This is a genomic window from Myxococcota bacterium, assembly GCA_035498015.1.
Classification (GTDB): domain Bacteria; phylum Myxococcota_A; class UBA9160; order SZUA-336; family SZUA-336; genus VGRW01.
The window spans coordinates 1-26,222 of sequence record DATKAO010000219.1 but is presented as its reverse complement, the minus strand read 5'-3'; the positions used below and the strand labels follow the sequence as shown (position 1 = coordinate 26,222).

The 26,222-nt window shown below is 71.1% G+C and carries 28 protein-coding genes; 13 read left to right on the top strand and 15 right to left on the bottom strand.

Going from position 1 to position 26,222, the window contains the following annotated elements; genetic code table 11:
- Both VMR86_19415 and VMR86_19410 read right to left on the bottom strand, forming a co-directional pair.
- A partial coding sequence (locus tag VMR86_19415; protein ID HTO09229.1) for a TIGR03560 family F420-dependent LLM class oxidoreductase occupies positions 1–692 on the bottom strand: 692 nt, incomplete at its 3' end.
- A 31-nt stretch (positions 693–723) separates the two neighbouring features.
- A complete protein-coding gene (locus VMR86_19410; protein HTO09228.1) occupies positions 724–1,392 on the bottom strand; it encodes a TetR/AcrR family transcriptional regulator in 669 nt (222 codons plus the stop codon).
- 97 nt (positions 1,393–1,489) lie between these two features.
- Here VMR86_19410 and VMR86_19405 point away from each other — a divergent pair, with 97 nt between their 5' ends.
- Positions 1,490–3,055 (top strand): bifunctional 3-(3-hydroxy-phenyl)propionate/3-hydroxycinnamic acid hydroxylase, encoded by a 1,566-nt coding sequence (locus VMR86_19405; GenBank protein ID HTO09227.1) that lies wholly within the window; start codon positions 1,490–1,492, stop codon positions 3,053–3,055.
- On the opposite strand, the gene VMR86_19400 is transcribed toward VMR86_19405, so the two are convergent.
- Positions 3,052–3,678, bottom strand: a complete 627-nt coding sequence (locus VMR86_19400; protein ID HTO09226.1) for a hypothetical protein — start codon at positions 3,676–3,678, stop codon at positions 3,052–3,054. The two genes, VMR86_19405 and VMR86_19400, sit on opposite strands and share 4 nt — an antisense overlap.
- Positions 3,679–4,071: 393 nt before the next feature.
- Between VMR86_19400 and VMR86_19395 the strand changes: the two genes are divergently transcribed.
- Positions 4,072–4,797, top strand: coding sequence for a Crp/Fnr family transcriptional regulator (locus VMR86_19395; GenBank protein HTO09225.1), 726 nt, complete (start codon positions 4,072–4,074; stop codon positions 4,795–4,797).
- A 4-nt stretch (positions 4,798–4,801) separates the two neighbouring features.
- Here the strand turns inward: VMR86_19395 and VMR86_19390 are convergent, their stop codons facing one another.
- Together VMR86_19390 and VMR86_19385 are read right to left on the bottom strand one after the other, a co-directional pair.
- Positions 4,802–5,284: a dihydrofolate reductase gene (locus VMR86_19390; GenBank protein ID HTO09224.1), complete on the bottom strand. Its 483-nt coding sequence runs from the start codon at positions 5,282–5,284 to the stop codon at positions 4,802–4,804.
- Positions 5,285–5,292: 8 nt separating this feature from the next.
- Positions 5,293–6,087 carry a thymidylate synthase gene (locus VMR86_19385; GenBank protein HTO09223.1) on the bottom strand — a complete coding sequence of 265 codons (795 nt, stop codon included), beginning with the start codon at positions 6,085–6,087 and terminating at the stop codon, positions 5,293–5,295.
- Between the two features lie 40 nt (positions 6,088–6,127).
- On the opposite strand from VMR86_19385, the gene VMR86_19380 reads away from it, so the two are divergent.
- Complete coding sequence (locus VMR86_19380) at positions 6,128–6,739, top strand: histidine phosphatase family protein (GenBank protein ID HTO09222.1); 612 nt, start codon at positions 6,128–6,130, stop codon at positions 6,737–6,739.
- Between the two features lie 128 nt (positions 6,740–6,867).
- Here the strand turns inward: VMR86_19380 and VMR86_19375 are convergent, their stop codons facing one another.
- Positions 6,868–7,389 (bottom strand): MarR family transcriptional regulator, encoded by a 522-nt coding sequence (locus VMR86_19375; protein HTO09221.1) that lies wholly within the window; start codon positions 7,387–7,389, stop codon positions 6,868–6,870.
- A 41-nt stretch (positions 7,390–7,430) separates the two neighbouring features.
- Here VMR86_19375 and VMR86_19370 point away from each other — a divergent pair, with 41 nt between their 5' ends.
- Together VMR86_19370 and VMR86_19365 are read left to right on the top strand one after the other, a co-directional pair.
- Positions 7,431–8,201, top strand: coding sequence for a class I SAM-dependent methyltransferase (locus tag VMR86_19370; GenBank protein HTO09220.1), 771 nt, complete (start codon positions 7,431–7,433; stop codon positions 8,199–8,201).
- 22 nt (positions 8,202–8,223) lie between these two features.
- Positions 8,224–9,414, top strand: coding sequence for a M20 family metallopeptidase (locus VMR86_19365; protein ID HTO09219.1), 1,191 nt, complete (start codon positions 8,224–8,226; stop codon positions 9,412–9,414).
- Here the strand turns inward: VMR86_19365 and VMR86_19360 are convergent.
- From VMR86_19360 to VMR86_19345, 4 genes are all read right to left on the bottom strand, one after another.
- Positions 9,411–10,913, bottom strand: a complete 1,503-nt coding sequence (locus VMR86_19360) for an NAD(P)/FAD-dependent oxidoreductase (GenBank protein ID HTO09218.1) — start codon at positions 10,911–10,913, stop codon at positions 9,411–9,413. The genes VMR86_19365 and VMR86_19360 overlap by 4 nt on opposite strands.
- 18 nt (positions 10,914–10,931) lie before the next feature.
- Complete coding sequence (locus VMR86_19355) at positions 10,932–11,621, bottom strand: cupin domain-containing protein (GenBank protein HTO09217.1); 690 nt, start codon at positions 11,619–11,621, stop codon at positions 10,932–10,934.
- 40 nt (positions 11,622–11,661) lie between these two features.
- Complete coding sequence (locus VMR86_19350) at positions 11,662–12,909, bottom strand: alkyl sulfatase dimerization domain-containing protein (protein ID HTO09216.1); 1,248 nt, start codon at positions 12,907–12,909, stop codon at positions 11,662–11,664.
- A 61-nt stretch (positions 12,910–12,970) separates the two neighbouring features.
- A complete protein-coding gene (locus VMR86_19345; GenBank protein ID HTO09215.1) occupies positions 12,971–15,442 on the bottom strand; it encodes a PBP1A family penicillin-binding protein in 2,472 nt (823 codons plus the stop codon).
- 105 nt (positions 15,443–15,547) lie between these two features.
- On the opposite strand from VMR86_19345, the gene gshB reads away from it, so the two are divergent.
- The 4 genes from gshB to VMR86_19325 all read left to right on the top strand — a co-directional run bounded on the left by gshB (position 15,548) and on the right by VMR86_19325 (position 18,802).
- Positions 15,548–16,501 (top strand): glutathione synthase, encoded by a 954-nt coding sequence (gene gshB / locus VMR86_19340; protein ID HTO09214.1) that lies wholly within the window; start codon positions 15,548–15,550, stop codon positions 16,499–16,501.
- A 22-nt stretch (positions 16,502–16,523) separates the two neighbouring features.
- Positions 16,524–17,489: a phosphoribosylaminoimidazolesuccinocarboxamide synthase gene (locus VMR86_19335; GenBank protein ID HTO09213.1), complete on the top strand. Its 966-nt coding sequence runs from the start codon at positions 16,524–16,526 to the stop codon at positions 17,487–17,489.
- Positions 17,490–17,623: 134 nt separating this feature from the next.
- Entirely contained in the window at positions 17,624–17,974 is a 351-nt protein-coding gene (locus tag VMR86_19330) for a hypothetical protein (GenBank protein HTO09212.1), read from the top strand.
- A gap of 306 nt (positions 17,975–18,280) precedes the next feature.
- Complete coding sequence (locus VMR86_19325; GenBank protein HTO09211.1) at positions 18,281–18,802, top strand: methylated-DNA--[protein]-cysteine S-methyltransferase; 522 nt, start codon at positions 18,281–18,283, stop codon at positions 18,800–18,802.
- A 14-nt stretch (positions 18,803–18,816) separates the two neighbouring features.
- On the opposite strand, the gene VMR86_19320 is transcribed toward VMR86_19325, so the two are convergent.
- From VMR86_19320 to VMR86_19300, 5 genes are read right to left on the bottom strand one after another with little or no spacing between them, the layout of a single operon-like run.
- Positions 18,817–20,013: an aminotransferase class I/II-fold pyridoxal phosphate-dependent enzyme gene (locus tag VMR86_19320; protein ID HTO09210.1), complete on the bottom strand. Its 1,197-nt coding sequence runs from the start codon at positions 20,011–20,013 to the stop codon at positions 18,817–18,819.
- On the bottom strand, positions 20,010–20,936 hold the full coding sequence (locus VMR86_19315; protein HTO09209.1) for a PHP domain-containing protein: 927 nt from the start codon (positions 20,934–20,936) through the stop codon (positions 20,010–20,012). The genes VMR86_19320 and VMR86_19315 overlap by 4 nt, the downstream gene beginning before the upstream one ends.
- Positions 20,933–21,856: a nucleoside hydrolase gene (locus tag VMR86_19310; GenBank protein HTO09208.1), complete on the bottom strand. Its 924-nt coding sequence runs from the start codon at positions 21,854–21,856 to the stop codon at positions 20,933–20,935. Before VMR86_19310 ends, VMR86_19315 begins: the two co-directional genes overlap by 4 nt.
- Positions 21,853–22,755, bottom strand: coding sequence for a hypothetical protein (locus tag VMR86_19305; protein HTO09207.1), 903 nt, complete (start codon positions 22,753–22,755; stop codon positions 21,853–21,855). Before VMR86_19305 ends, VMR86_19310 begins: the two co-directional genes overlap by 4 nt.
- Entirely contained in the window at positions 22,756–23,775 is a 1,020-nt protein-coding gene (locus VMR86_19300; protein HTO09206.1) for an NAD(P)H-dependent glycerol-3-phosphate dehydrogenase, read from the bottom strand.
- Positions 23,776–23,915: 140 nt separating this feature from the next.
- On the opposite strand from VMR86_19300, the gene VMR86_19295 reads away from it, so the two are divergent.
- The 4 genes from VMR86_19295 to VMR86_19280 form a co-directional block, all read left to right on the top strand.
- Entirely contained in the window at positions 23,916–24,269 is a 354-nt protein-coding gene (locus VMR86_19295; protein ID HTO09205.1) for an NADH-quinone oxidoreductase subunit A, read from the top strand.
- 4 nt (positions 24,270–24,273) lie between these two features.
- Entirely contained in the window at positions 24,274–24,735 is a 462-nt protein-coding gene (gene nuoE, locus VMR86_19290; GenBank protein ID HTO09204.1) for an NADH-quinone oxidoreductase subunit NuoE, read from the top strand.
- Between the two features lie 3 nt (positions 24,736–24,738).
- Positions 24,739–26,031 carry an NADH-quinone oxidoreductase subunit NuoF gene (gene nuoF / locus VMR86_19285; protein ID HTO09203.1) on the top strand — a complete coding sequence of 431 codons (1,293 nt, stop codon included), beginning with the start codon at positions 24,739–24,741 and terminating at the stop codon, positions 26,029–26,031.
- A 3-nt stretch (positions 26,032–26,034) separates the two neighbouring features.
- Positions 26,035–26,222 (top strand): 2Fe-2S iron-sulfur cluster-binding protein (locus VMR86_19280; GenBank protein HTO09202.1); only part of this gene is annotated, 188 nt, incomplete at its 3' end.

Genomic DNA, 26,222 nt, shown 5'->3' with positions numbered 1-26,222 from the left:
GACAGGTTCACCGCACGGCGCAGCGTGGCGGGGTCGCGGTTCTCCTTCTCGCACCACTGGTCGAGCACCTTCGACAGGCGCGCGAACTCGGCGGGCGAGGCGTAGGCGGCGTTCCAGCCGTCGGCGTACTTCGCGCACAGGCGCAGGGTCTTCTTCTCGCCCAGCCCGCCCACCCAGATGGGCAGCCGGCGCTGCAGCGGCGCGGGGAGACACGAGGCGTTCTCGACCCGGAAGTGTTTCCCCGCGAACGTGGTGCGGTCCTGCGTGAGCATGCCGCGCACGATCTGCAGTGACTCCTCGAGCATCTCGAAGCGCGTGCCGAGCGGCGGGAAGTCGTAGCCGTAGGCGCGCGCCTCCCACTCGTGCCAGCCGGCGCCCAGGCCCAGGTTGAAGCGGCCGCCCGACAGGTGGTCGAGCGTGGTGGCGGCCTTGGCCAGCGCCGCGGGGTTGCGGTAGCCCGCGTAGAACACGAGACACCCGATGCGCGCACGCTTCGTCTCGGTGGCGAGCGCGCCGAGCAGCGCCACGGCCTCGAAGTGCGGCTGGGTCCCCCCCGCGGGCGGGGCTTCGTAGAAGTGGTCCCAGCACGAGATCCAGTCCAGGCCCGCGGTGTCGAAGCGGCGCCACAGGGCGCGCATCTCGTCGATCTTCAGGTTCTGCTGGCCCAGGTGGGCGCCGAACAGGAGGGCCATGCGCGGATTGTACTCCCGCTGAGCCGAGCGGTTAGTCGGAAGGTGACTCGGACGCCGGCCCGGGCATCGGGGCGTGGGCGAGCGCGTCGGCCTCGCGCGCCGACATGCCGAACGCGCGCAAGAGCAGCACGGCGACCTCGGGTCCGCGCTCGGCGCCGGCCTTGCCCTCGATCACGCTGCGAATGCTCGCGATCACCGTGCCCTGGACCAGGTCGAGCGCCACGTCTTCGTCGGGAATGCGCAGCCGGCGCTTCTTCTGCGCCGCGCGCAAGTCACTCAGCACGCGCGCGCCGGCGCGGCGCGGGAGACTCGAGCCGCTGCCCCAGATGCGCAAGAGCGCCGCGGCCCAGGTCGGATCCTCGACCGCATGCGAGATGAACGCGCGCACGCCGAACGCGAGCCGCAGCGCGGGATCGGTGGTCGCGAAGGTGTGTCCCGCCACGCGCGCCACCAGCCGCTGCACGAGCGGAACCACCGCCGCCTCGAGCAGCTCCTCGCGCGTGCGGAAGTAGTTGTAGAAAGTTCCGTTGGCAACGCCCGCCTCGGCGGTGATCTCCTGGATCGAGAGACCGCCCGTGCCCACGCGCGCGAGCACTCTCAGCGCGGCGTCGAGTAGCTGCTGGCGCGTACGCGCGCGCTTTCCGTGCCGGGGCGTCGCGGCCGGCGCGGCAGCGCGCGGTCGGGAAGATCCGCGGGGCATGCCCGAAACGTAGAAGGAAAGTGAGAGCCACGTCAATATTGACGAAGTTCTCAATTTGAGAGTAGTCTCAACTCCGAGTGACCGGCGAGGAGGGCCAGTGACCGAGCGCTGCGACGTCGCCATCGTCGGTTACGGACCCACGGGTCAGACCTTGGCGATCCTGCTCGCGCAGCGCGGCTGGCGAGTCACGGTGCTCGAGCGCTGGCCGCGGCCTTATCCCATGCCGCGCGCGGTGCACTTCGACCACGAGGTCGCGCGCATCTTCCAGGCCGCCGGCGTCGCCGATGCGCTGCGCGCAATCACCGAGCCGTCGTGGACGAACGAATGGCGCAATGCGGCCGGTGAGACGCTGCTGCGCTTCGGCCAGCCGGGCCACACGAGTCTCTCGGGCTGGCCCGAGAGCAGCATGGTCCACCAGCCCGACCTCGAGGCCGCGCTCGACCGGCGCGCGCGCGCGGTCGGAAACGTGACCGTACATCGGGGCTGCGAGGTCTACGCGCTCGAGCCGGGCGCCGAACGCGTGCGCGTCTGCGCGCGCGACTCCTCGGGTGACACGCGCGAGCTCGAAGCCGCCTGGGTCGTGGGCTGCGACGGCGCCCACAGCTTCGTGCGGCGCTCGATGCGCGTGCCGGTCGAGGACCTGGGTCTCGAGCTCGACTGGCTCGTGGTCGACCTGATCACTGCCGACCCGAGCCCGTGGAGCCCGGTGAACTGGCAGCTCTGTGACCCGCGCCGGCCGGTCATGCTGAGCTCGGGCGGGCCGGGGCGCCGGCGCTTCGAGTTCATGCGGCTCCCGCGCGAGGCGCCCGAGTCGATGCACGACGCGCGCACGGCCTGGGAGCTCGTGGCGCCGTGGGGTCTCGCCGAGTCGAACGCCATCCTCGAGCGCCACGCCGTGTACACCTACCGGGCGCGCTGGGCCGAGACCTGGCGGCGTGGCCGGCTGATCCTGGCGGGCGAGGCCGCGCACCTCATGCCGCTGTTCGCGGCGCAGGGCCTGGGCTCGTGCCTGCGCGACGTGGCCACCCTGGCCTGGAAGCTCGATCTGGTGCTGCGCGGCCGCGCCTCGGAGGCGCTGCTCGACACCTACGGGCAGGAGCGCATTCCGCACGTGCGCTCGCTCATCTCACTCGCGCTGTCGCTGGGCCGCATGATGTGTCTCACCGACCCCGACGAAGCCGCGGCGCGCGACTCACAGCTCACGGCGCTGGTGCGCGCCGGCGAGCGCACGCCGCTGCCTTCGCCGCCGGTCATGGGGCCGGGCAGCGTGCTGCCCGACGACCCCTGCGCGGGCGAGATGTTCCCGCAGGGCCGCGTGCGCCGGCGCGCGGGCCGCGGCGCCGAGGGACTGTTCGACGATCTCGTGGGGCGGGGTTGGGTGCTGCTCGGAGCGGATGGCGACCCGGGCCGGGCGCTCGCTCGTACGGAGCGGGCGGCTTTCGCGTCGCTCGGGGGTGTCACGGCGCACGTGGGCCCGGGTGCGCCGTTCGAAGACCTCGACGGCCGCACCACCCGCTTCTTCGAGCGCACCGGTACGCGCCTGGTCCTGGTGCGCCCCGACTTCCGCGTGTTCGGCACGGGCAAAGGCCCTGCCGAGGCCGCGGGCCTGGTGGCCGCGCTCGAGCGCGAGCTGCGGTCACCGACGGTCGTCGACGACGGCTAGTCCGCGCAGATGAAGGTCAGCGCGACCGAGAGTGACTCGGGCGCGCCCGCCTCGCCGCACTTCTCGCCCGGGCGCAAGGGAGTCTCGAGCTTCCACGCGCCCGCCGGCGGCAGGTCGCGCAGCCCGTAGCTCGGCGCGTCGGGCCCGACCTCGGCCATCTGCGCGGCGTGCAGCACGTGGTAGAAGCGGCCGTCGGTCGAGCGCACCTCGTCGATGCGCAGCCGCGGGTCCCAGGTGCCGGGATCGACGCGCGCAGTCACCCAGATCTTCCCCGGCGAGCAGCCGCTGCCCTCGTCGGACACGGCCCCGCGCACCGTCGAGTCCCCCCTGGGCGCGCTCACCACCTTCACCAGCGCCTCGCCGGTCTTGCTCGCGTAGCCCGAAGTCACCTTCAGGCGGTAGGTCGTGGTGACCTTGGGGTGCACGGTCTTCTGGCCGCTCGCCGCCACGTCGCTCGGCCCGAGCGTCGCGTCGGCCGGCTCGGCGGTGAGCTGACCCGACCCGCTTCCGTCCCAGGTGAGCCGCACCGCGCGGCCCGCGCAAATGCTGTCGGGCTTGGCGCGGATCTCGGCCGTCGCCGCGCAGCCCGAGAGAGCCAGAAGAAGCAGCGAGATCGCCTTCAAATGAGCACCCCCGAGAGGGGATTGTCTCTCGGGGGTGCGGGTGAGAACAGGGGTGATCGGGATTGCTCTGGAGGGAATCGGTCAGCGAGAGGGGGACCCCCCGCTCCTGCTGCGCGCTCCGCCCTGCCACCGCGGAGGGAGCCACGGTGAGCCGGGAATTTCGACCGGGAGGGGAATCACGGTCATTTGTCGGGCGGCAGCGGTGTGCGAGGGGTCCGGCGCCACTACGGGGCTCACGGCTGGGCAGCCTCCGCGCTGCTTGTGCTGGAACTCCCATTGGGCCGCTCGCTGCATGACCGGAAGTTCGGGAACCGGGCACCGATCCGCTGTGAAACGGTTCACAGGAAGCGGCACAGTGTAGCTATGTCGTCCGCCCCCTCGGTCACCCCGGCCATGTCGTCCACCCCCCTGCAGGTCCGCGCGCCGCTCGACGGGCGCTCGGCGCTGGCGAAGGTGGGCGTTTTCGAAGGTCTTTCGAGGCGCGAGCTCGATCTGTTGCACGGCATCACGGGCACCAAACGCCTGCGGCCGCGCGAGGTCCTGTGCCGCAAGGGCGACCCGGGCTCGGCGCTCTACGCGGTGCTGCGCGGCCGCCTGCGCGTGTTCTCGCACGGTGCTGATGCCAAGGAGATCGTGTTTCGATTCCTTGAAGCCGGCGATGTGGTCGGCGAGGTGGCCCTGTTCGACGCCCAGGTCCGCTCGGCCACGGTCGAGGCGGTCGAGGCTTGTGAGCTCTTGAGCCTGCAGCGGCGCGACCTGCTGCCGTTCCTCGAGCAGCAGCCCAAGGTGGCGATCAAGCTCGCGGCCGTGCTGGCGCGCAACCTGCGCGACCTGTCGCAGCGGGTCGAGGACGAGCTGTCGCTCACCATCCCGGCGCGGCTCGCGCGCAAGCTGCTCGCGCTCATGCGCACGCACGGCAACACCGTGCCGGCGGGCACGCGCATCGAGCAACGCCTGCCGCAGCACATCCTGGGCGAGCTCGTCGGGGCCACGCGCGAGAGCGTGAACAAGCAGATGCGGCTCTGGGTCGGCGCGGGCGCGATCGCGGTCGACCGCGGCTTCGTGACCGTGGTCGATCCCAAGGCGCTCGAGGAGACCGCGCGCTTCGGGCCGATCTAGCGACTCACTTCCGGTCGAGCTGCACGATCGAGAACGCGTACAGGTGGTCCATGTCGGCCGGGTGCTCGAGCAAGAGTGACTCGTGCCAGTCCGCGCGGTTCAGCTCGGGGAAGAACACGTCGCCCTCGGGCCGGCCGTACACGCGGGTCAGGTAGATGCGGCGCGCGGCGGGCAGGGCCTCGGCGTAGAGCGTCGCGCCGCCGATCACCAGCACCTCGGGCGCCTCGGCGGCGAGCACGAGCGCGGCGTCGAGCGAGCGCGCGACCTGCACGTTGGGGGCCTGGAACTTCAGGTTGCGCGTAACCACCACGTTGGTGCGGCGCGGCAGCGGGCGGCCGAGTGACTCGTAGGTGCGGCGGCCCATCACCACCGGCTTGCCGAGCGTGGTGCGGCGGAAGTGCGCCAGGTCGTCGGGCAGGCGCCAGGGCAGAGTGCCCTTGTTGCCGATCACGCCATTCTCCGCAACCGCCGCGATCAGCGACAGCACGTTCGCGCTCAGACGGCGATGGGCGCGGCGATCGCCGGGTGGGCGCGGTAGTCCACGAGGCGCACGTCCTCGTAGCGGAAGTCGGCGATCGACTTCACGCCCGGCCGGATCTCGAGCCGCGGCAGCTCGTAGGGCGTCCGCGAGAGCTGCAGGTCCGCCTGCTCCAGGTGATTGAGATACAGGTGCGCGTCGCCCAGCGTGTGCACCAGCTCGCCGGGCCGCAGTCCCGTCGACTCGGCCATCAAGTGAGTCAGGAGCGCGTACGACGCAATGTTGAACGGCACGCCCAGGAAGATGTCGGCGCTGCGCTGGTACACCTGGCACGAGAGCCGGCCCTCGGCCACGTAGAACTGGAACAAGAGGTGACACGGCGGCAGCGCCATGCGCTCGAGCTCACCCACGTTCCAGGCCGAGACCACCAGGCGCCGGGAGTCGGGGTTGCGGCGAATCTCCTCTTCCACGCCGCTGAGCTGGTCGATCACGCGCCCGTCGGCGGCGTGCCAGGCGCGCCACTGTGCGCCGTAGACGGGGCCGAGCTCGCCGTCGGGGTCGGCCCACTCGTCCCAGATCGTGACTCCCACGGCCTGCAGGCTGCGCACGTTGGTCTCGCCGCGGATGAACCAGAACAGCTCGTGGAAGATCGAGCGCAGGTGCAAGCGCTTGGTGGTGAGCGCCGGGAAGCCCTTGGCCAGGTCGTAGCGCGACTGCCAGCCGAACACCGACAGCGTGCCGGTGCCCGTGCGGTCGGCCTTGCGCACGCCGTGGTGGCGCACGTGCCGGAGTAAGTCGAGGTACGCGTCCATCGTCGCTGGCCAAGTTACCACCTCTGCTACGCTGGGCGCGATGTCGATCCTGCTCGTGCGCCACGGCGAGACCGCCTCGAACGCGGCGCGCGTGCTCCAGACGCCCGACATCCCCCTGTCGCCGGTGGGCCTGGCGCAGGCCGAGCGGCTGGGCGCCCGGCTGGCGCGGCTGGGCGTGGCGTCGATCGTGTCGAGCGACTACGCGCGCGCGCGCATGACCGCCGAAAAGGTGCGCGCCGCGACCGGCGCCCCGCTTACGCTCTGGCCCGAGCTGCGCGAGCGCAACTTCGGAACGCTGCGCGGGCGGCCCTACGCGGAGCTCGGCTTCGACCCGTTCGCGCCCGACTACGCGCCGCCCGAGGGCGAGAGCTGGGCGCAGTTCCACGAGCGCACGCAGCAGGCCTGGCCGCGGGTGCTGCGACTTGCGCGCCGGCTGCGCGGGAATCTCGCGGTGATCACGCACGGGCTGGTGGTGCGGGCGTTCGCCGAGCTCGAAATCGGGCTGGGCGGGCTCGAGGCGCCGATGTCGTGGCCGAACACGTCGCTCACGGTCGTGGCGAGCGAGCCGCCGCCGTCGATCGAGGTGTTGAACTGCGTGGAGCACCTCGAGGCGGCGGATTCTGCGCGCGCCGCAGCGGCGGGACGCGCGTAGCGCGCGAGAAACTGCGAGTTCCGGGGCGCGAACTGGGACTTCGTCTGCGCTTTTCCCGACTTTGTCCGTGGGTCAGCGAAAAACGGCGCGATGCGCGAGAAAGTCGTTGACGCGGAAGAGCCGACGTGCTATATTTCGCGCCGCGTTTTGGTTGTTGGCTCGCCTCTCCGGCGGGCCGTTTTTTTTGGCTTCGCCGCTTCCTCGCGCGCGTGAGCCTCCATCCGGTCCGCCAGCTCGGCCGCGAACTCGGCGAAGCGCGCCAGCGGCTCGGGCTCGAAGTCCAGCCAGATCCGCGCGAGCGCGCGCTCGCGCTCCTTGCGCACGGTCTCCATCGCGGCGCGTCCGGCGGCAGTGAGCGAGTAGTGGCGCTGGCGGGCATCGCCCTGGGCGATCTCCACGCCGATCAGCCCCAGGTCGAGGAGCTGGCGGATCACCTTCGAGACCGCCGCCGGCGAGCGTGCGCGGCGGCGCGCGAACAGCGAGGGCATGAAGTCTTCGGCGGCGATCTGCTCGAGCACGCGCCACTGCGCTTCGGAGAGCCCCGCCGACCGGGCGAGCTGCGCGCGCCGCTGCGCGAACGCGTCGGCCAGGCGCTGCAGAGCCGCGACCGCCTCGCGCAGGCTGGAGGAGGGCTTGTCTTTTGTCGCCATGTCGATTATTAACCTAAGTAAATAATCATGCGGAGGCAATCATGAGCGTCGATCTGGACACCTCGATCCAACGCCAATTCGGCGCGGCGGCCGGCAACTACGTCGTGAGCGCCGTGCACTCGGGCGGCCCCACGCTCGACGCGCTGGTGGAGCGCGCCGCGCTCACGGGCACGGAGCGCGTGCTCGACGTGGGCACCGGCGCGGGTCACACGGCCCTGGCCCTGGCGCCGCGCGCGCGCGAGGTGATCGCGCTCGACCTCACCGAGGAGATGCTGGCGGCCGCGGCCGGCCTGGCGCGCGAGCGCGGGCTTTCGAACGTGTGGTTCCGGCGCGGGCGCGCCGAGGCGCTGCCGTTCGCCGACGGCTCGTTCGACGTCGTGACTTCCCGTCTGTGCGCCCACCACTACGCCGACCCCGCTGCCGCGACCCGCGAGGCCGCGCGCGTGCTGCGGCCCGGCGGGCAGTATCTGCTCGTCGACTCGTTCTCGCCCGAAGACCCGGTGCAGGACACCTATCTCAACGCGATCGAAGTTCTGCGCGATCCCTCGCACGTGCGCAACTACCGGCTCTCGGAGTGGTGCGCGATGTTCGACGCGGCGGGCCTCTCGGTCGAGGTCGGCCCGCGCTGGCCGGTGCGGCTCGAGTTCGCTTCCTGGATCGCGCGCATCGGCACGCCCGCGCCGCTGGCCGCAGCGCTGCGGGTGCTGATGGACGCCGCCCCGAGCGAGGTGCGCAGCGCGCTCCAGATCGCGCCCGAGACCGGCCACGACTGGTCGATCCCGATCGGCTTGCTGGCCGGCCGCCGGAGCTAGGCTGGCGCCGTATACTGGGCGCATGATCGACGCGCTGAAGAAAGAGGTGTGCGCCAGCATCGACCGGCTCGCGCGCGAGCTGCTCGACGTGTCGCACGACATCCACGCCCACCCGGAGCTCGCCTTCGAAGAGCGCCACGCCGCGCAGGTGCTGGCCCAGGCCGGCCGCGGGCGCGGGCTCGACGTACACCAGAACGTGTACGGGCTGGAGACCGCGCTCGAGGCGCGGGTCGGCAAGGCGGGGCCCACGGTGGCGCTGCTCTCCGAATACGACGCGCTGCCGGGCATCGGTCACGCCTGCGGTCACAACATCATCGCCACCACGGCGCTGGGCGCGACGCTCGCGCTGGCCGAGCTGGGCGCGCGCCTGCCGGGAGCGGTGCGCTGGCTCGGCACACCGGCCGAGGAGGGCGGCGGCGGCAAGGAGATCATGGCGCGCCGCGGCGCGTTCGACGGCGTCGATGCCGCGCTCATGATCCATCCCGCGGGCGTGAATCTCGCCACCATGCCGTGTCTCGCGATCTCGGAGCTGAAGGCGACCTATCACGGCGTGGCGTCTCACGCGGCGGCCATGCCGGAGCGCGGAGTGAATGCGCTCGACGCGCTGGTCGTGGCCTACCAGGGCGTGGCCGCGCTGCGCCAGCACATCCGCACGACCGAGCGCATCCACGGCATCATCACCGACGGCGGTCAGGCGCCGAACGTGGTGCCCGAGCGCGCGGCCGGCCGCTTCCTGGTGCGCGCCGCGAACCTCGTGGACCTGCGCGCGCTGAAGGAGCGCGTGGCCGGCTGCTTCCGCGCGGGCGCCGAGGCGACGGGCGCGCGGCTCGAGCTGGCCTGGGGCGAGGTCGACTATCTCGACCTCGACACCTCGTGGCCGCTCGCCAACCGCTTCCAGGCCAACGCCGAGTCACTCGGCCGCGCTTTCTTCCCGCTCGACAAGCTGCCCGCGGGCATGCAGGGCTCGACCGACATGGGCAACGTGAGTCACCGCGTGCCCTCGATCCACCCCATGCTCGCCTCGGCGCCTCCGAACGTGTCGATCCACAACGCCGAGTTCGCCAGGTGGGCCGGGTCCGAGATGGGCGACCAGACGGTGCTCGACGGCGCGAAGGCCCTGGCCATGACCGCGCTCGACTTCCTGTGCGACGCGGAGCTGCGCGCCGAGGTGACTCGGGCGTTCGCCGCGAGCCGGGCGGCGCGCGGGACCTAGGCCAGGATCTCGAGCGCGGCCTTCCGGCCCGGCGCGCCCATCACGCCGCCGCCCGGGAAGGTGCTCGCGCCGCACAGCCACAGCCCCGGTACGCGGGTGCGCGCGCGGCGCCGCAGCAGGCGGCCCGGGTGCATGGCGCCGTGGAAGATGTTGCCGCCCGTGAGGCCGAACACGCGCTCCAGGTCCGGTGCGGCCAGCACCTCCATATGCTCGATCGAGGCCGTGAAGCCCGGCGCCAGTGACTCGACCGTGCGCAGCGCGCGCTCGCGGAAGCTCTCGCGCAGCTCGGGCCAGCGCGCGTCGTCGGCGGGCAGGGCCGGCGCGTACTGCGCGAAGATCGAGGCCACGTGTCTTCCGGGCGGCGCCAGGCTCGGGTCGACGGTCGAGGGGATGGTGAGCTCCACGATCGGGACCTCCGGCACGCGGCCAGTGGCGGCCTCCGCGTACGCCCGCTCGATCCCGGCCAGGTCGGTCGGGCCCAGGTGGATCGTGCCCGTGAGGGGCAGGTCGCGCCCGTGCGCGCGGAAGCGCGGCAGCTCGCGCAAGGCCAGGTTCAGCTTCACCACGGGGCTGCGGTAGTCGGCCTGCGGCAGGGCGCGCGCATCGCCGAGCCACTGGGCGGTGCGCGCGGGGTCGGCGTTCGACACCACGAGGTCGGCTTCGAGCGTCTCACCGGTGACCAGAGTCACGCCGCAGGCCCGGCCGCCGCGAGTCAGGATCGACTTCGCCTCGGCGCCGGTCCGGATCTCCGCGCCCGCCGCGCGCGCCGCGGCGGCGAGTGACTCCGCGAGCGCGCCCATGCCGCCGGCCACGTACGCCCAGACCCCGCGCCGGCCGCCGAGCAGGCCCATCACGTGGTGGAACAGCACGTAGCCCGTGCCGCGCGCGGACGGCGGCGCGAAGGCGCCGATGATCGCGTCGGTGGCGAGCGTCGAGCGCAGCGGCTCGGACTCGAACCAACGCTCGAGCAGCGCGCGCGCCGAGCCGAACAGGAGCTCGAGCGAGCTGCGCAGGCCGGGGCCGCGCGCGAGACCGAGCCCGGCGCGTACCAGCGCGGCCCGGCGCGTCGGGCCCGGCTCGTCGAGCAGCGGCTCGAGCGCGCCCGCGATGCCCTCGAGCCAGGCCTCGTAGCGCCGGTACGCCTCGGCGTCCGCGCGCGAGAAACGCTCGATCTGGGCGAAGTCCTCACGCGGGTCTTCGTTGCCCAGCACGAGCGCCCGTCCGTCGGGCAGCGGCGTGATCGACGCCGGCACGCGGGGCAGGAGCCGCAGGCCGTGCTTCGCGAGCTCGAGCTCCTCGGCGATCACCGGCCGGAGCAGCGACAGCACGTACGCGCCGCGAGACACCCGGTAGCCCGGCCACAGCTCCTCGGTCACGCACGCGCCGCCCAGCACGGGCCGGCGCTCGAGCACGGTCACCGCCACCCCCGCGCGCGCGAGATACGCGGCGCAGGTCAGCCCGTTGTGACCACCCCCGACGATGATCGCGCGCCGCCCCACGCGCGCGAGGATAGGACTTCAGGAAGCCGGGCGCAGATAGCAGAGGCCCCCCGTCTTCGCGTACAGCGTGCAGCCCGCGGCCGACGCGCGCGGCTGGTGCTTCGCGCCGACCGGAAAGCGCAGCCAGGCGCCGCGCCCGTGCTCGCCGGACTCGTCCGAGAACGCGCCCTCGAGCACGAACAGCTCCGCGCCCTGCGCATACTCAGTGACTCCGAGGTCGATCCCCGGCGCCCAGCGCACGAGCCGCATCACGTCCGAGAAGCCCGGCTGTGCGTACAGCGGCTTCTCACTCACTCCCGGCTGCGCGCCCGGCCGCCAGGCCAGCGCATTCGTATCGAGCGCCACGTGGCGGCGCTCGCGTCCGGGGAACTGCCGAAGCTTGACGAACAGCGTGCAGCCGGGCCGCGAGAACGGCGCGTGCCGGAAGCCTTCGGGGTTCGCCAGGAACGTGCCTGCCGGCCAGTCACCGTGCTCATCGCTGAACACGCCCTCCAGCACCAGGATCTCTTCGCCCTCCGGATGGTCGTGGGCACGGAAGGTCGATCGGGGCTCGTAGCGCACGACCGACGTGACCTGGCCCGACTCGGGCGGACCCACCAGATGCACGCGCTTGCGCCAGACCGTGCCGCTGGGGCTGCGGCTCCAGTCCATCGCCGCGGTGTCGGCCGACTCCAGAAGCGACAGGTCGCCGCGGATCGACTCACTCATGAGGACTCGATGCCCGCGCCGGCGCTGGCGTTTCGCGCGTTCAGCGCTTCGGCTTGTCTTCGCCGTCGAGGCCCGCCAGACACTCGCGCGCCGCGCGGGCGCACGACAGGTAGAAGCTGCGCACGACCGCGGAGCGCTCGCCGATCGCCAGCGCCTCGCACAGCTCGGCCTCGGTCTGCCAGGCTTCGGCGTCGCCGGGGTCGGCCTGGCGCAGCATCACGGCGAGGTGCAGCGCGCGTCGCGCCTCGCCGCCGATGAACAGCTTGCCCACGCGGTCGAGGATCGCGTCGCGGCCCGCGAGCGCGATCACGTCGCGCGCGACCTGGCCGCGCGGCGCGGGGATCAGCTCGGCGGGGTTGCCGCCCCACCAGCCCGCGTAGGCGCGCAGCACGTCGCGCACCACGAACTGCGTGCAGCCGCTGGTCTCGGCGAGATAGGGCTTGCTGGCCAGGCTCGGGGGCAGCTGGATGCCCGCCTCGACGATCTCGTCGGGCCACATGCCCTCGTTCAGTCTCTCGACCACCGCGTCGTGGAGCGAGCGCAGCGCGCGCGCGGTCTCGGTCATGACTTCGAGCGCCTGGTCACCCTGCAAGAGCTCCCCGTGACCGGGCAGCACCCAGTTCGGCCGGTGCGCGGCCACCGTGTCGAGCGCCTGCGCCCAGCCCAGTGTGTAGCGCTGGGTCTTGTTCGGGTGACCCGTATTCGGGAGTGACCCGATCAACAGGTCGCCCACGAACGCCACGCGCCGGTCGGGCAGCCACACCCAGGTGGCGTCGTCGGTCTCCGCGGTCGCGTGGTAGAGCTCGACGCGCTCGCCCGCGAGCTCGAAGTCGTCTCGGTCGCGGTATGTCCGGTCGGGCGGAACCAGGCCGCGCGGGAAGGTGTTCATGCCTTGCGGCAGCCGGAGCTGCTTCCGGTTCACTTCGTTGTTCCAGCGCCAGGTGCGCTGGTAGCGCATGAGTCGCGCGAGCACGTTCTCGTGCGCCCACACGGTCGGGCGCGGGCGGCCGCGCGAGCGCGCTTCCTGCACGAAGGTCGACGCGCCACCCACGTGGTCGACGTGGCCGTGCGTGTAGATGATGTGCTGGACCGGCTCGTCCGACGCGCGGCGCAGCGCCTCGATGATCTTGGTGCCGGACTGGAGTGACCCGGTGTCTACCGCGAGCGCGGCGCCATTGCCCCACACGAGGCCGACGTTCGACGGTCCGTACACCAGCCCGACGCCGTCGCACACGGTCTCGAGCGTGCCGAACCGCGAAGGGTCGAGGACATCATCGAGCTTCTGCACGCGAGAGGACTCCCAGCGCGGCGCTATCCAGAGGACTTGTCGGATAGGGAGGGGCTGGGGTTCAGTCGACGCGCAGCGGGCGCGCGCCGGTCTCGCCGTTCTGCGTGGGACTCACTTCGGTCGGGGCGGCGCCTTCGCGGAACGGCATGAAGATGGCGTTCTCGTCGCCGGTTGGCGCGAGGAGTCCCGTGGCGCGGTCGACGCGCGCGAACACCACGCCTTCGGGCACCGGGAACTCCTGCACGGGCCGGTCGGCGAGCGCGCCCTTCATGTAGTCGAGGAAGACCGGCGCCGCGGCGCGGCCGCCCGTCTCGTTCTTGCCCAGGTTGCGCGCGCTGTCGTAGCCGATCCAGACACCCGCGGCGAGCTCGGGCGTGAAGCCGATGAACCACGCGTCGTGCAGGTCGTTGGTCGTGCCGGTCTTTCCTGCCACGGGCCGGCCCAGCGCCTTCACCTTGGTGCCCGTGCCCTCGTCGACCACGGCGCGCAGCATGTCGGTCATGAGATACGCGTCGACCGGGTCGAGGTGGAAGCCTTCGGGCAGCCCGGGCGCGTCTTTGGTCTCGACCTGCGCGCGCAGCTTCTCCATGACTTTGTCGAGGTCGGCGTCGGACGGGCCGGAGCTCTCCTCGCCGCCCTGTCCGACGGGCGGAGTCAGCGGCTCCTTCTGGCCCGCGAGCAGGTGCACGTTCTCGGCCAGCACCTTGCCGGTGCGGTCGCGCACCTCGAGCACGAACACCGGGTCGATCACTTTGCCGCCGGTGGCGAACGCGGTGTAGGCGCGCACCAGCTCCGCCAGGGTGACTTCGCTGTTGCCCAGCGCGAGGCCCAGGTTCATCTCCATGGGTGACTCGATGCCGAGCGCCTTGGCCATGCCCTGCACGGGCGCCAGGCCGATCTGCGACAGCACCCTGATCGTGGCCGCGTTGCGCGACTTGGCGAGCGCCGTGCGCAGGGTGATCGGGCCGTAGAAGTCCTCGGTGTAGTTCTCGGGCTTCCACTCCTGGCCGCTCGAGTCGTCGTCGTAGACCACCGCCGTGTCGTGCACGATCGTGGCGCCGGTGAAGCCGCGCGTGAGCGCGGCGGCGTACACGATCGGCTTGAACGCCGAGCCGGGCTGGCGCTTCGACTGCAGCGCGCGGTCGAACTCACTCGAGGCGAAGCTGTAGCCGCCGACCACGGTCTTGAGCTCGCCCTTCTCCAGGTCCACCGAGAGCATCGCGCCCTCCGCGAGCGGCTTCTGGTAGAGCACCCAGCCCTTGCCGTTGGCCGACTTCTCGAGCTGCACCAGGTCGCCCTTGTGCAGCGCCTGACTCACCTTGCTGACGCGCGGGGAGATGCCGTCGCGGTTCACGTCGGGCGCGCCGGCCCAGCTCACGTCGGAGAGAGCCAGCAGGGCGCGGTCGGTCGGGGCGGGGCCCGTCGCGAGAGTCACCTTCTGCGCCGCGTCGTCGAGCGCGACCACGAGGCCCTGGTACAGGTCCTCCTCGGCCGGCTCGCGCGGCGCGGAGTTGGTCTTGCCGATCTCCTCCTCGAGCGCCGCCCACTCCTTCTCGGGCACGTTCTTCAGCGGCCCGCGGTAGCCCATGCGCCGGTCGTGGTCGCGCAGGCCCCGGCGGATGGCCTTCCAGGCCTCGATCTGCTGGCGCACGTCGAGCGTCGTGTGGACGGTGAGTCCGCCGGTCAGCACCTCGTCGCCGCCGAAGCGGTCCATCAGGAAGCGGCGCACCTCTTCCACGAAGAACGCGGTCGCCGAGTCGCGCTCCTGCCAGTGAGTCTTGGCGTAGACCAGCGGCTGCGCGGCCCAGTACTCGCGCTGGTCGGGCTGCAGGAAGCCCTGCTTCACCATGCGGCTCAGCACCTCGAGCTGCTTCTTGTGCGCGGTCTCCGGGTCGGCGTGCGGGTTCCACTCGGCGGGCCGCGGCACCAGCCCCGCGATCACCGCCGCCTCGTGCACTTGCAGGTCGCGCGCCGACTTCCCGAAGTAAGTCTGCGCCGCAGCCTCGATGCCGTACGCGCCGGCGCCGAAGTAGATCTGGTTGAGATACAGATAGAGGATGTCGTTCTTGCTGAGCTTCTGCTCGATGCGGCGCGCCAGCACCATGTCCTTCAGCTTGCGCCGGTAAGTCCGCTCGGGAGTCAGCAGGAACGTCTTCGCCACCTGCTGCGTGATCGTGCTCGCGCCCTGCGTGTGGCCCTCGAACATGTTCTTCCACAGCGCGCGCAGGATGCCCCCGTAGTCCAGGCCCGTGTGCTCGTAGAACGAGCCGTCCTCGGCGGCGATGAACGCCTCGACGACGGGCTTGGGCACCTGCTCGATCGGGATGATCACGCGCCGTTCCTTGGCGAAGCTGGCGACCTCGTTCCCGTCGACGTCGAGCACGCGCGTGATCAGGTTCGGGTGGTAGTCCTCGAGCTTGTTGATCTCGGGCAGATCCGAGAGGATCGTCACGTAGAACAGCGCCAGGCCGATGCCCGCCATGAGCGCGGCGAACACGGCGAGCGCGACAGCGATCTTGGCCAGCCGTCTCAAGCGTAGTTCCTCGCCGACGGGGTCGCGTACTTCACGCTGCCGCGCAGCCTACCTCACGCCCTCGCGCTTTGACAGTCTGCGACGAGCGACCCTAGCATCCGCCGCATGCGGCACCTCTTTATCGTCGATCCGCTGCGCGGGTTGAGCCCCGACGCCGACACCAGCGTCATGTTCATGCGCGAAGCGGCGCGCCGCGGTCACGACGTGGCGACGTGCGACGTCAGTGAGCTTTCCGTCGGGCCCGGCGGCCTGGCGTGGGCGAGCTGGGTCGAGACACGCGTGCGCGAGTCGCGCGACTGGTACGAGGTGGGCGGCGCGGGCCGGGGGTCGCTGGGCCAGTTCGACGTGGTCTGGATGCGGAAAGACCCGCCGTACGACCTGAACTACTTCTTCACCACCCACATACTCGACCTGGTGCCGCCCACCACCCTGGTGGTGAACGCGCCGCGCGGCCTGCGCGAGGTGACCGAGAAGCTCTTCATCCTGCGCTTCCCCGACGTCTGTCCGGAGAGTCTGGTGAGTCGCAGCATTCGCGAGCTGCTGGCCTTCCGGGACCAGCTCGGCGGCGAGATGATCATCAAGCCGCTCGACGGCTGCGGCGGTGCTGGCGTGTTCCATCTCACCAAAGACGACCGGAACGTGCAGGCGCTGCTCGAGCTGGGCACGAAGAGCGGCACCGCCTACCAGATCGCCCAACGCTACATCCCCGAGGTGCGGGCGGGCGACAAGCGCATCATCGTGGTCGAGGGCGAGCCCGTGGGCGCGGTGCTGCGCGTGCCGCAGCACTACGAGTCGCGCGCCAACTTCCACGTGGGCGGCACCGCCGCGAAGACCGCCGTGACGCCGCGCGAGCGCGAGATCTGCGCGCGCATCGGACCGGCGCTGCGTGAGCACGGCATCGTGTTCGCGGGCATCGACGTGATCGGGGACTGGCTCACCGAGATCAACGTGACCAGCCCGACGGGCATCCAGGAGATCAACCGGCTCGACGGCGTGCGCCTCGAAAAGACCGTGCTCGACGCGGTCGAGCGGCGCTTCGCTGCGCGCCCGAAGAACTGAAGCCGGGCAAAGGGGGACGCTCATGGGAATCGATCCAGTTCTGCTCAGAGACCAGTGCCGCCGGACGCTCGGCCGCAGCGACTTCCCGGAGCTGGGCCGGCGCATCGAGGGCAAGGTGCGCGACTGCTACGTGAAGGGCGACAAGCGCTACCTGATCGCGAGCGACCGGGTGAGCTGCTTCGACGTGGTCGTCGGCACGATCCCGTTCAAGGGCCAGGTGCTGAACCAGCTGGCGGCGTTCTGGTTCGAGAAGACCCAGGGCGTGGCGCCCAACCACGTGCTCGAGGTTCCCGACCCCATGGTCACGATCGGGCGCGAGTGCACTCCGGTTCCGATCGAGTTCGTGTTCCGCGCCTATCTGACGGGCGCGACGAGCACGTCGATCTGGCGCGCCTACGACGCCGGCGAGCGCCTGTACTGCGGCCACCGCCTGCCCGACGGCATGCGCAAGCACCAGAAGCTGCCCGTCGCGCTGCTCACACCGACGACCAAGGCCGAGCACGGCGAGCACGACCAGCTGACCTCGCGCGAGGAGCTGATCGCGCGCGGTGTGATCTCCGCCACCAAATACGACCAGGCGGAGGCCATGCTCGCGCGCCTGTTCGCGGCGGGTCAGGCGTGGGCGGCGACACGCGGGCTGATCCTCGTCGACACGAAGTACGAGCTCGGCACCGACGCTGCGGGTGACTTCGTGGTGATCGACGAGATCCACACGCCCGACTCGTCGCGCTACTGGTACGCCGACGGCTACGCCGAGGCGTTCAGTCAGGGCACCGACCCCAAGTCGCTCGACAAGGAGTACGTGCGACGCTGGCTGCAGGAGCGCGGCTATCACGGCGAGGGCACGCCACCGACGCTGCCCGACGAGGTCCGCTGCGAGGCCGCGCAGCGTTACATCGAGACCTACGAGCGCATCACCGGGCGTGTCTTCGAGCCCGCCACCGACGAGCCGACCCAGCGAATCCGTCGACGTCTCTCTCTGGTGTAGGGCGTCACCGACGAGAAAAAGTGCAACTTATCGCCGTTGCCCCCTTTACAACGTCGGAATTCGTTCCATCCTTTGCGCGGTTCGTTCGACACAGCGTCGGACGGAACGAATTTGTGTGGGGGGACATGATGGCAATGAAGATCGCAGAGACCGGAGTGAGGCGTGAGTCCGGTTACCTGTACTACCTGGACAAGCAAGGCGATGTGTCACGCGTCGTCATGGCGCGCGGTGGCGGACGCCACGCCCGCACGCGCCCCGAGAAAGTCGCCCGCGCCGGCGTGAAGCGCGAAGACGGCTTCCTGTATTTCATCGACAAGTCGGGCGACGTGTGTCGCACGAAGATGGCCCGGCGCGGCGGCGGGACCCGCAAGGCCCGACCCGGCCGGCGCGCGACCCGCAAGGCCCGGACCACCGCCAAGAAGAGCACGCGCCGCGGCGCGACGGCGCGCAGGCGCGCCGCGCGCACCACGCGACGCCGCGGCTGATTCGATCGGCGTTCTCCGTCTGACATCGAGAGGTTGGACGTAGAGGCTGGGGGGCAGCGCCATGGAAGCTGCCTCCCAGCCTTTCTTATTTGGCGGCGTGGCCACGGGCGGCCGTGCCCTGCCTCCTTCGCTCGCCTGCGGCTCGCTGCGCGCTTCGCTTGCGTATCTGGCGGCGTGGCCACGGGCGGCCGTGGCCTGCCTCCTTCGCTCGCCTGCGGCTCGCTCACCGGCGGATCTGGCTCCGCAAGCACGTTTGCTGGAGCAAGGCCCTTCCAATCGAGTCACTCGCTGGGCTAGGCTCGACGCGTGGGGCTGAGGCTCTCGACGGGGGTGGTCGAGACCCCGCTCGGTCAGATCCGCGCCGCGGTCACCGAGTCGGGTGTCGTGCGGATCGCCTTGCCGCGCTCGAGCGGATCGGGCTTCGCAGGCTGGCTGCGCAGCGTGTACGCCGACGCCGAGCGCGTGCCCTGGCTGCCGCTGCTCGACAAGCTGGCGCTGGAGCTGGCGGAGTACTTCGCGGGCAAGCGGCGCGAGTTCTCGCTGGCCGTCGAGCCGCGCGGCACGGACTTCCAGTGCGCGGTGTGGCGCGAGATCGCGGCGATTCCGTACGGCGCGACGCTCACGTACGCCGAGATCGCGCGCGGCGCGGGCCGCCCGGCGGCGGTGCGCGCCGCCGGGACCGCGACCGGGGCGAACCCGATCCCGATCCTGATTCCCTGCCACCGCGTGATCGCCGCGCACGGCAAGCTCGGGGGCTTCTCGGGCGGGCTCGACGCGAAGCGGCGGCTTTTGGCGCTGGAGAAGGCCGCCACCGCCGAGTTGGTCTGACTGCCGCTCGGCTCTCAGACCCGCTCGAGCGCCTGCTCGAGGTCTCGGAGCAAGTCGTCCGCGTCCTCGATGCCGCACGAGAAGCGCACCAGGTTGTCGCGGATGCCGAGCTGCGCGCGCTCGGCCGGGGTCTTGTCCCAGTACGAGATCACCGTGGGCTGCTCCACGAGTGACTCCACGCCGCCCATGCTGGGGGCGATGTAGGGCACGCGCAGCGCGTCGATCAGCTTCGACGCGCCCTCGAGCCCGCCGCGCACCTCGAAGCTGACCATGCCGCCGAAGCCGTTGCGCATCTGGCGCTTGGCGACCGCGTGATCGGGATGACTGGGCAGGCCGGGGTAGTGCACGCGCTCGATCTTGTCGTGCTGCTCGAGGAAGCGCGCGATCGCCGCCGCGTTCTCGTTGGCGCGCGCGACGCGCAGCGAGAGCGTCTTCATGCCGCGCAGCACGAGATAGGCGGCGTGCGGATCGATCACGCCGCCCAGCACGCCGTGCAGCTCGCGGATCGGGCGGATGAACGCCTCCTTGCCCACGAGCGCGCCCGCGAGCACGTCGTTGTGACCCGCGAGATACTTCGTGGCCGAGTGCAGCACCAGGTCCGCGCCCAGCGCCAGCGCCTGCTGGTTCATGGGCGTGGCCAGGGTCGAGTCGATCACCACGATCGTGCCGGCGGCACGGCAGCGCTCCGCGACCGCGGCCACGTCGACGCAGCGCAAGTAGGGGTTGGTCGGTGACTCGGAGAAGAACAGGTTCGCGCCGTCGGCCACCGCGCGCTCGAGCGCCGCGAGGTCGGCCGGGTCGATCACCGTGCAGCGCACGCCCATCTTCGGCATGAGCGTCTGCATGAACTGCCGCGTGCGCCGGTAGCAGTCGTGCGTGGTGACCACGTGACCGTCCTGCGGCACGAGCGCGAGCAGCATGGTGGTCACGGAGTTCATGCCCGACGCCGAGACCACGCAGTCGGCGCCGCCCTCGAGCTCGCACAGCTTGACCTCGACCGCGCGCGTGGTCGGGTTGCCGTAGCGCCCGTACTCGAAGCTCGGGTGGCGGCCCTCCTGGTAGGCGATCACTTCCTGCGTGTCGCGGAACCAGAACGCCGCGGTCTGCACGATCGGCGTGGTGAGCGAATCGGTGACACGCGCGCGTGTCACCCGCTCGCCGGCGTGAACGGCCTGCGTCGACGGGCCGCTCTTGTCGCCCTTTCTGCTCATACGGGGCGGCCGAGGTTACTCCCGGTCGGGGAGTGGGTCAAACCCAGGGCCTCGCGGCGCGCGCGCCAGCGCGCTTCGAACGCGTCGCGCACGTCGCGGCCGATGCGCAGCTTGCCGCCGCGGCCGCGACCCAGCTCGACGTCCGGGCGGTCGTCGCCGTGGAAGTCGCTGCCGCCGGTCTCGAGCAGGCCGTGCGCAGCGGCGATGCGGCGCAGACGGCGCGTGACCGTGGACTTGTGACTCGGGTGCCAGACCTCGATCCCGTCCAGGCCAAACGGCACGAGCCGCTCGATGAACGCAGCCACGCCGCCCGGCGCGTCGATGCCGGCGGAGAGCGGCGGGTGCGCGAGCACCGCCACGCCGCCGGCCGCGTGCACCAGCGCGATCGCGGCCTGCGCCGAGAGCTCGGGGTTGGGCTCGTACGCCGGGCGCCCGCGCCGCAGCCAGCGCGCGAACGCCTCGTCGCTGTCGCGCACCGCGCCGGCCGCGACCAGCGCGCGCGCCACGTGCGGCCGACCGAGCGACGCGCCGGCGGCGGCCTGCGCCTCGACCGCGGCCAGCGTGATCGCCACGCCCGCGGCCTGCAAGTGACTCACGATGCGCGCGGCGCGGCCGATGCGGCCGTGGCGCAGCTCGACCAGGCGCGCGCGCAGCTCGGCGTGTGCGTCGTCGATGCCCAGCCCGAGGATGTGCATGGCGCGCGTGCCCTCGGCCTCGTTCACCGACAGCTCGATCCCGCCCAGCACCTCGATGCCGAGTCTCTCGCCCTCGGCGCGCGCCTCGGCGATGCCGTCCACGGCGTCGTGGTCGGTGAGCGCGAAGCCGCTGACTCCGTTCTTCTCGGCGCGCCGCACCAGCTCCGTCGGCGACAGACTGCCGTCGGATACCGTGGTGTGCGAGTGGAAATCGAAGCGCTCGCTCACGGCGCGCCGCCCTTCGCCCAGGCCGTGACTCGCTCGAGGAACGATCCGCGCACGTCGGCGCTGCGCGCGTCGACCGCCCAGGCGGCCGCGCCGCCCTCGGCGCGCGCCCGGATGCGGCCGCGCTCGGCGCCTTCGCGGTCGCACACCTCCAGCGTCTTGGGCGCGAAGCCGAACCAGTCGGGCGCCGCGGCGGCGGTGACTGCGCTGGGGTCGTGCAAGAGCGCCCGGTCCTGGCCCGAGAGCGACTTCTCGGCGTCGCACAGCCCGCGCAAGAGCGCCGCCAGCGCGCGACCGCGCGCCGTGTCGGGGAATGCGTGCCCCGCGATCTCGGCGCCGGAGAGCTGGATGCGCGTGGTGACTTCGAGCCCCACGACCCGCAGCCGCACGCCCGACGCCAGCAACAGCCGCAGCGCGCGCGGATCGGCGTAGGCGTTGTACTCGGCCTTGGCGGTGACGTTGCCGGCGCCCAGCGTGCCGCCCATCCACAGCACCTCGGCGTTCGCGAACAGCTTCGGGTCTTCGATCGCCAGCGTCGCCACGTTGGTGAGCGGTCCGAGCGCGATCACGGCCTCGACGCCGCGCGACACCAGACTGTGTCGCAGCACGTCGCGCGCGGGCGCGAGCTCCGCGTCGGCCACCGGCGGCAGCGGCGCGCCGCGCCGGCCGTCGCGGCCGTGGAAGTGCGCCGCGTCGATCGGCGTCAGCGCGAGCGGGGCGAACGCGCCCACCCCCAGCGGCAGCTCGCGCCCGGCCAGGGCGCAGAAGCGCCGCGCGTTGGCGGTCACGATCGGCAGCGCCGCGTTGCCCGCCACCGTGGTGAGTGCGCACACCTCGAGCTCCGGCGAGGCGAAGGCCAGCGCGAGCGCCAGCAGGTCGTCGATGCCGGGGTCGGTGTCGATGTGGACGCGCCGCGCGCTCACTGGGGCGCGTTCTCCTGCTCCGGCGACTCACCCGCCTCTTCGAGCTTGTTCTCGAGGATCAGCCGCCGGCGCTTCTGGTACTCGGGCTCGGTGATCGAGCCGTTCGCGCGGTCCTCGTCGGCGTGGTCGAGCGCGCGTACCTGCGCGTCGGAGAGACCGGGCGGGCGGTCCTGGTGGGCCAGCGGCTGCTTGCCGGCGCCCGCGGGCGGCATGTTCTCGTTGGGCATCTCCATCAGCACGGTGCGCTTCTTCACGCGGCCTTCGCGGTCCTTCATGGTGATGGGCCGGCGGAAGGTGTCGTCGCGCCACGCCACGGTGACTCCGCGCGTGCCGAACTTCGAGATCGAGTCGCTGGTGATGATCGTGTAGCGCGGCGCCAGGGTGGGCAGGTCCGACGGGATCTCGTAGTCGCGGAAGCTGACCTTCGAACCCTCCTTCTCGAGCGGGTCCTCCACATTCATGAATTCGATGCGCATGGCGTCGCCTTCGATGTGCAGGCGGAACGAAGTCACTCGGTCGTCGCTGAAGATCCCGAGCCGCCGGTCCATGGGGAACGAGGCGGCCGCAACCTCGTCGTCGGGCGTGGCCTTCGCGAGCGCCTTCGCGATGCCCGCCGCCAGGTCGTACAAGTGCTCGGAGCGGATCATCGGCTTGCGCTCCTTGTCGTTGTTCTCGAAGGTCAGGCTGCCCAGGATGTGCGCGATGCGCACGTCGGCGATCGTCGCCGGGTGCGCGTAGCCGCGCGGAATCACCTGGCCGCCCTGCTCGCGCCGCTGCAGCTCGACGCGCACCTGCGGGTTGTCGTAGACGCGGTCGCGGACGAGCTTCGGCCCGCAGCCCGCCAGCACGAGCGCGGCCAGCGCCGCGCAGGCGACACCGATCCGTGTAGGCCGCGCCATCTATTCCATCTCGCTCTTGAGCTGCCGCGAGCGCAGCTCCGACGCCGCCTCGAACGGGTTCTTGCCCTCGTAGAGCGACAGATACACGCCGCTCGTGATCGGCATGTCGACGCCCAGCTTCTGTGCCAGCTCGTAGGCGGACTTCGCCGTGCGCACGCCCTCGGCCACCTGGGTGAGTCCCGCGAGCACCGCGGGCACCGGGCGCCCGCGGCCGATCTCGAGCCCCACCTGGCGGTTGCGCGACAGGTCGCCGGTGCAGGTCAGCACCAGGTCACCCACGCCCGAGAGCCCGAGGAAGGTGACCGGGTTCGCGCCCATGGCCACGCCGAGCCGCGTCATCTCGGCCAGGCCGCGCGTGATCAGCGCCGCGCGCGAGTTCAGCCCCGACTCCATGCCGTCGGCCACGCCGACCGCAATCGCAATCACGTTCTTCAGCGCGCCGCCGAGCTCCACCCCGATCACGTCGGAGTTGGTGTAGCAGCGGAACAGCGGCGACGAGATCAGCGACTGGGCGGCCACGGCATAGGTCTCGTTGCGCGCGGCCAGCGCCACCGCCGTCGGCCGGCGCTCGGCGATCTCGCGCGCGAAGCTCGGCCCCGACAGGAAGCACAGCCGCTCGTGCATCCGGGCGGGCAGGACCTCCATCAGCACGTCGGAGCACAGCTTCCCGGTGCCGACCTCGATCCCCTTCGAGGCCGAGACCACGAGCGCGTCGTGCCGGAGCAGCCGATGAGCCGGCTCCCACACTTCCCGGACCGCATGGCTCGGCACGACCGAGATCACGAGCTCTTTGTCGGCCAGCGCATCGCCCAGCGACGCGGTCGCGTGCACGTTCTTGGGCAGCACGAAGTCGGTGAGGTAGCGCGGGTTGCGCCGGTGCTTCTCGATCGCGCTCGCGATGTGGGTGTCGCGGGCCCACAGGTCGACCGCGAAGCCGCGCTCGGCGAGCAGGATCGACAGGCAGGTGCCGAAGCTGCCCGCGCCCAACACGGCCGCGCGCACCGGATTTTCCGCACTCATCTTTGAACCATACACGCGGCCCCGAACGGTTGACAGGGTGGTAGGCGCCTTCTACGCTTGCCCCGCCTTTTTCCAGGAAATACGGGCACTTTCGAGTGCTTTGACCGGGCTTCGAGCAACGGGCTTTGGTGGGGGTCGCCATGGGAGAGTACGCGGGTCTCGGACTCTTCGTATTGCTCGGCTCCCTCGCGGTCGGAACCTTCCTGTTTCTCACCAGCGTGCTCGGGCCGAAGCTCGAGTTCAGCGAGAAACAGGAGCCGTTCGAGTGCGGCGAGCACCAGCTCGGCTCACCGAACCAGCGCTTCTCGATCAAGTTCTACATGGTCGCGGTGTCGTTCATCATCTTCGACGTCGAGGTGGTGTTCCTGTTCCCGTGGGCCGTGGTGTTCAAGGACTTCGGCTTCTACGGCCTCGCCGTGATGACTCCCTTCCTGGCGGTGCTGGCCGTCGGCCTGGCGTACGAGTGGCTGCGCGGCGGGCTCGAGTGGGAGTGAGTCGTTGAGGGCCGAGACACGCGCGCAGATCGAAGCGCTGTTCGAGCGCTACCCGCAGAAGCGCGGCGCGCTCCTGCCCGCGATCTATCTCGTGCAGGCCGAGAAGGGCTTCGTCGACGACGCGGGCACGCGCGAGCTCGCCGAGCTGTTCGAGCTCAAGCCCGTCGAGGTCCACGAGGTGCTGTCGTTCTACAACATGTTCTACACGGAGCCGCAGGGCCGGCACCACGTGTACGTGTGCACCAACGTGCCCTGCAGCCTGCGCGGGGCTCGCTCGCTCCTGCGCGGGCTCGAGGCGTATCTCGGCGTGCACGCGGGTCAGACGACGCAGGACGGCCGCATCACGATCGGACACGAAGAGTGTCTCGGGTCGTGCGGCACGGCGCCGGTGCTGCGCATCGACGGCGTGTACCACGAGAACGTCGACTTCGCGGACGCCCGCCGCCTCGTCGACGCGCTGGAGTAGGGCGTGCAGAAAGAGCCGTACGTCAAGAACTACCTGTCCGAGCACTACGGCGAAGACAGCTACCAGACGCTGTCGGGCTACGAAGACGCCGGCGGCTTCGCGGGCCTGAAGAAAGCGCTGTCACTCGCGCCCGAGGAAGTCACCGAGCAGGTGAAGGCGGCCGGCCTGCGCGGGCGCGGCGGCGCGGGCTTCGCCACCGGCTTGAAGTGGAGCTTCATGCCGAAGACGAGCGACCGCATGAAGGTCATCGTCATCAACGGCGACGAATCGGAGCCCGGCTCGTTCAAGGACCGCATGATCATGGAGCGCGGTCCGTTCCAGATCCTCGAGGGCATCCTGATCGGCGCCTGGGCCATGGGCGCCAAGCGCTCGTACATCTACGTGCGCGGCGAGTACGCCGAGCCGATCCGCGTGCTCGAGGCCGCCGTCGGAGAGCTGCGCGCCAAGAAGTATCTCGGCAAGGCCGTGATGGGCAAGAAGGGCTTCGAGCACGAGATCGTGGTGCACTCCGGCGCCGGCGCGTACATCTGCGGCGAGGAGACCGGGCTGCTCGAGTCACTCGAGGGCAAGAAGGGCCAGCCGCGCAAGAAGCCGCCGTTCCCGGCGCAGCACGGCGCCTTCGGCCTGCCCACCACGGTGAACAACGTGGAGACCTTCGCGCACGTGCCGTTCATCCTGGAGCGCGGAACGGAGTGGTTCCGCGCGCGCGGCACCGAGAAGAGCCCGGGCACGACACTGTTCGGTGTATCGGGCCACGTGGAGCGCCCGGGGCTGTTCGAGCTGCCGCTCGGCACGCCGCTGCGCGAGGTGCTCGGCCTGGCGGGCGGGGTGCGCGGCGGGCGCAGACTGAAGGGCGTCATGCCCGGCGGTCTCTCCATGCCGATCCTGCCGCCGTCGGAGCTCGACGTGGGCATGGCCGAGGAGCTGCTCGCGCCCAAGGGCTCGCACCTGGGCACCGGCGGAGTCATGGTCATGGACGAGACCACCTGCATGGTGCGCGTCGCGTGCGTGACTTCCTACTTCTTCCGCGACGAGTCGTGCGGTCAGTGCACGCAGTGCCGCGAGGGCACGGGCTGGCTGCACAAGCTGTGCGAGAAGATCGAGCACGGCCGCGGCACGGCCGAGGACCTGGCGCTGCTCGACGACGTGCCCTCGCTCATGGAGGGTCAGACCATCTGCGCGTTCGCCGACGCCGCGGCCTGGCCGATCCAGGGCCTCTTGAAACACTTCCGGGCCGACTTCCAAGCGCACATCGACGGGCAGAAGTGCCCCTTCGCCGAGAGCTTCGAGCTGTAAGTCATGCCGAAGCTCACGATCGACGGGCGGGAGTTCCAGGTCGCCGAAGGGCGCACCATCTTGCAGGCCATCGACGACCTGGGCCTGCTCATGAACGGCGTCGACATCCCGCACTACTGCTGGCACCCCAAGCTCACGATCGACGGCTCCTGCCGGCTGTGTCAGGTCGAGATCGAGGGCATGCCGAAGCT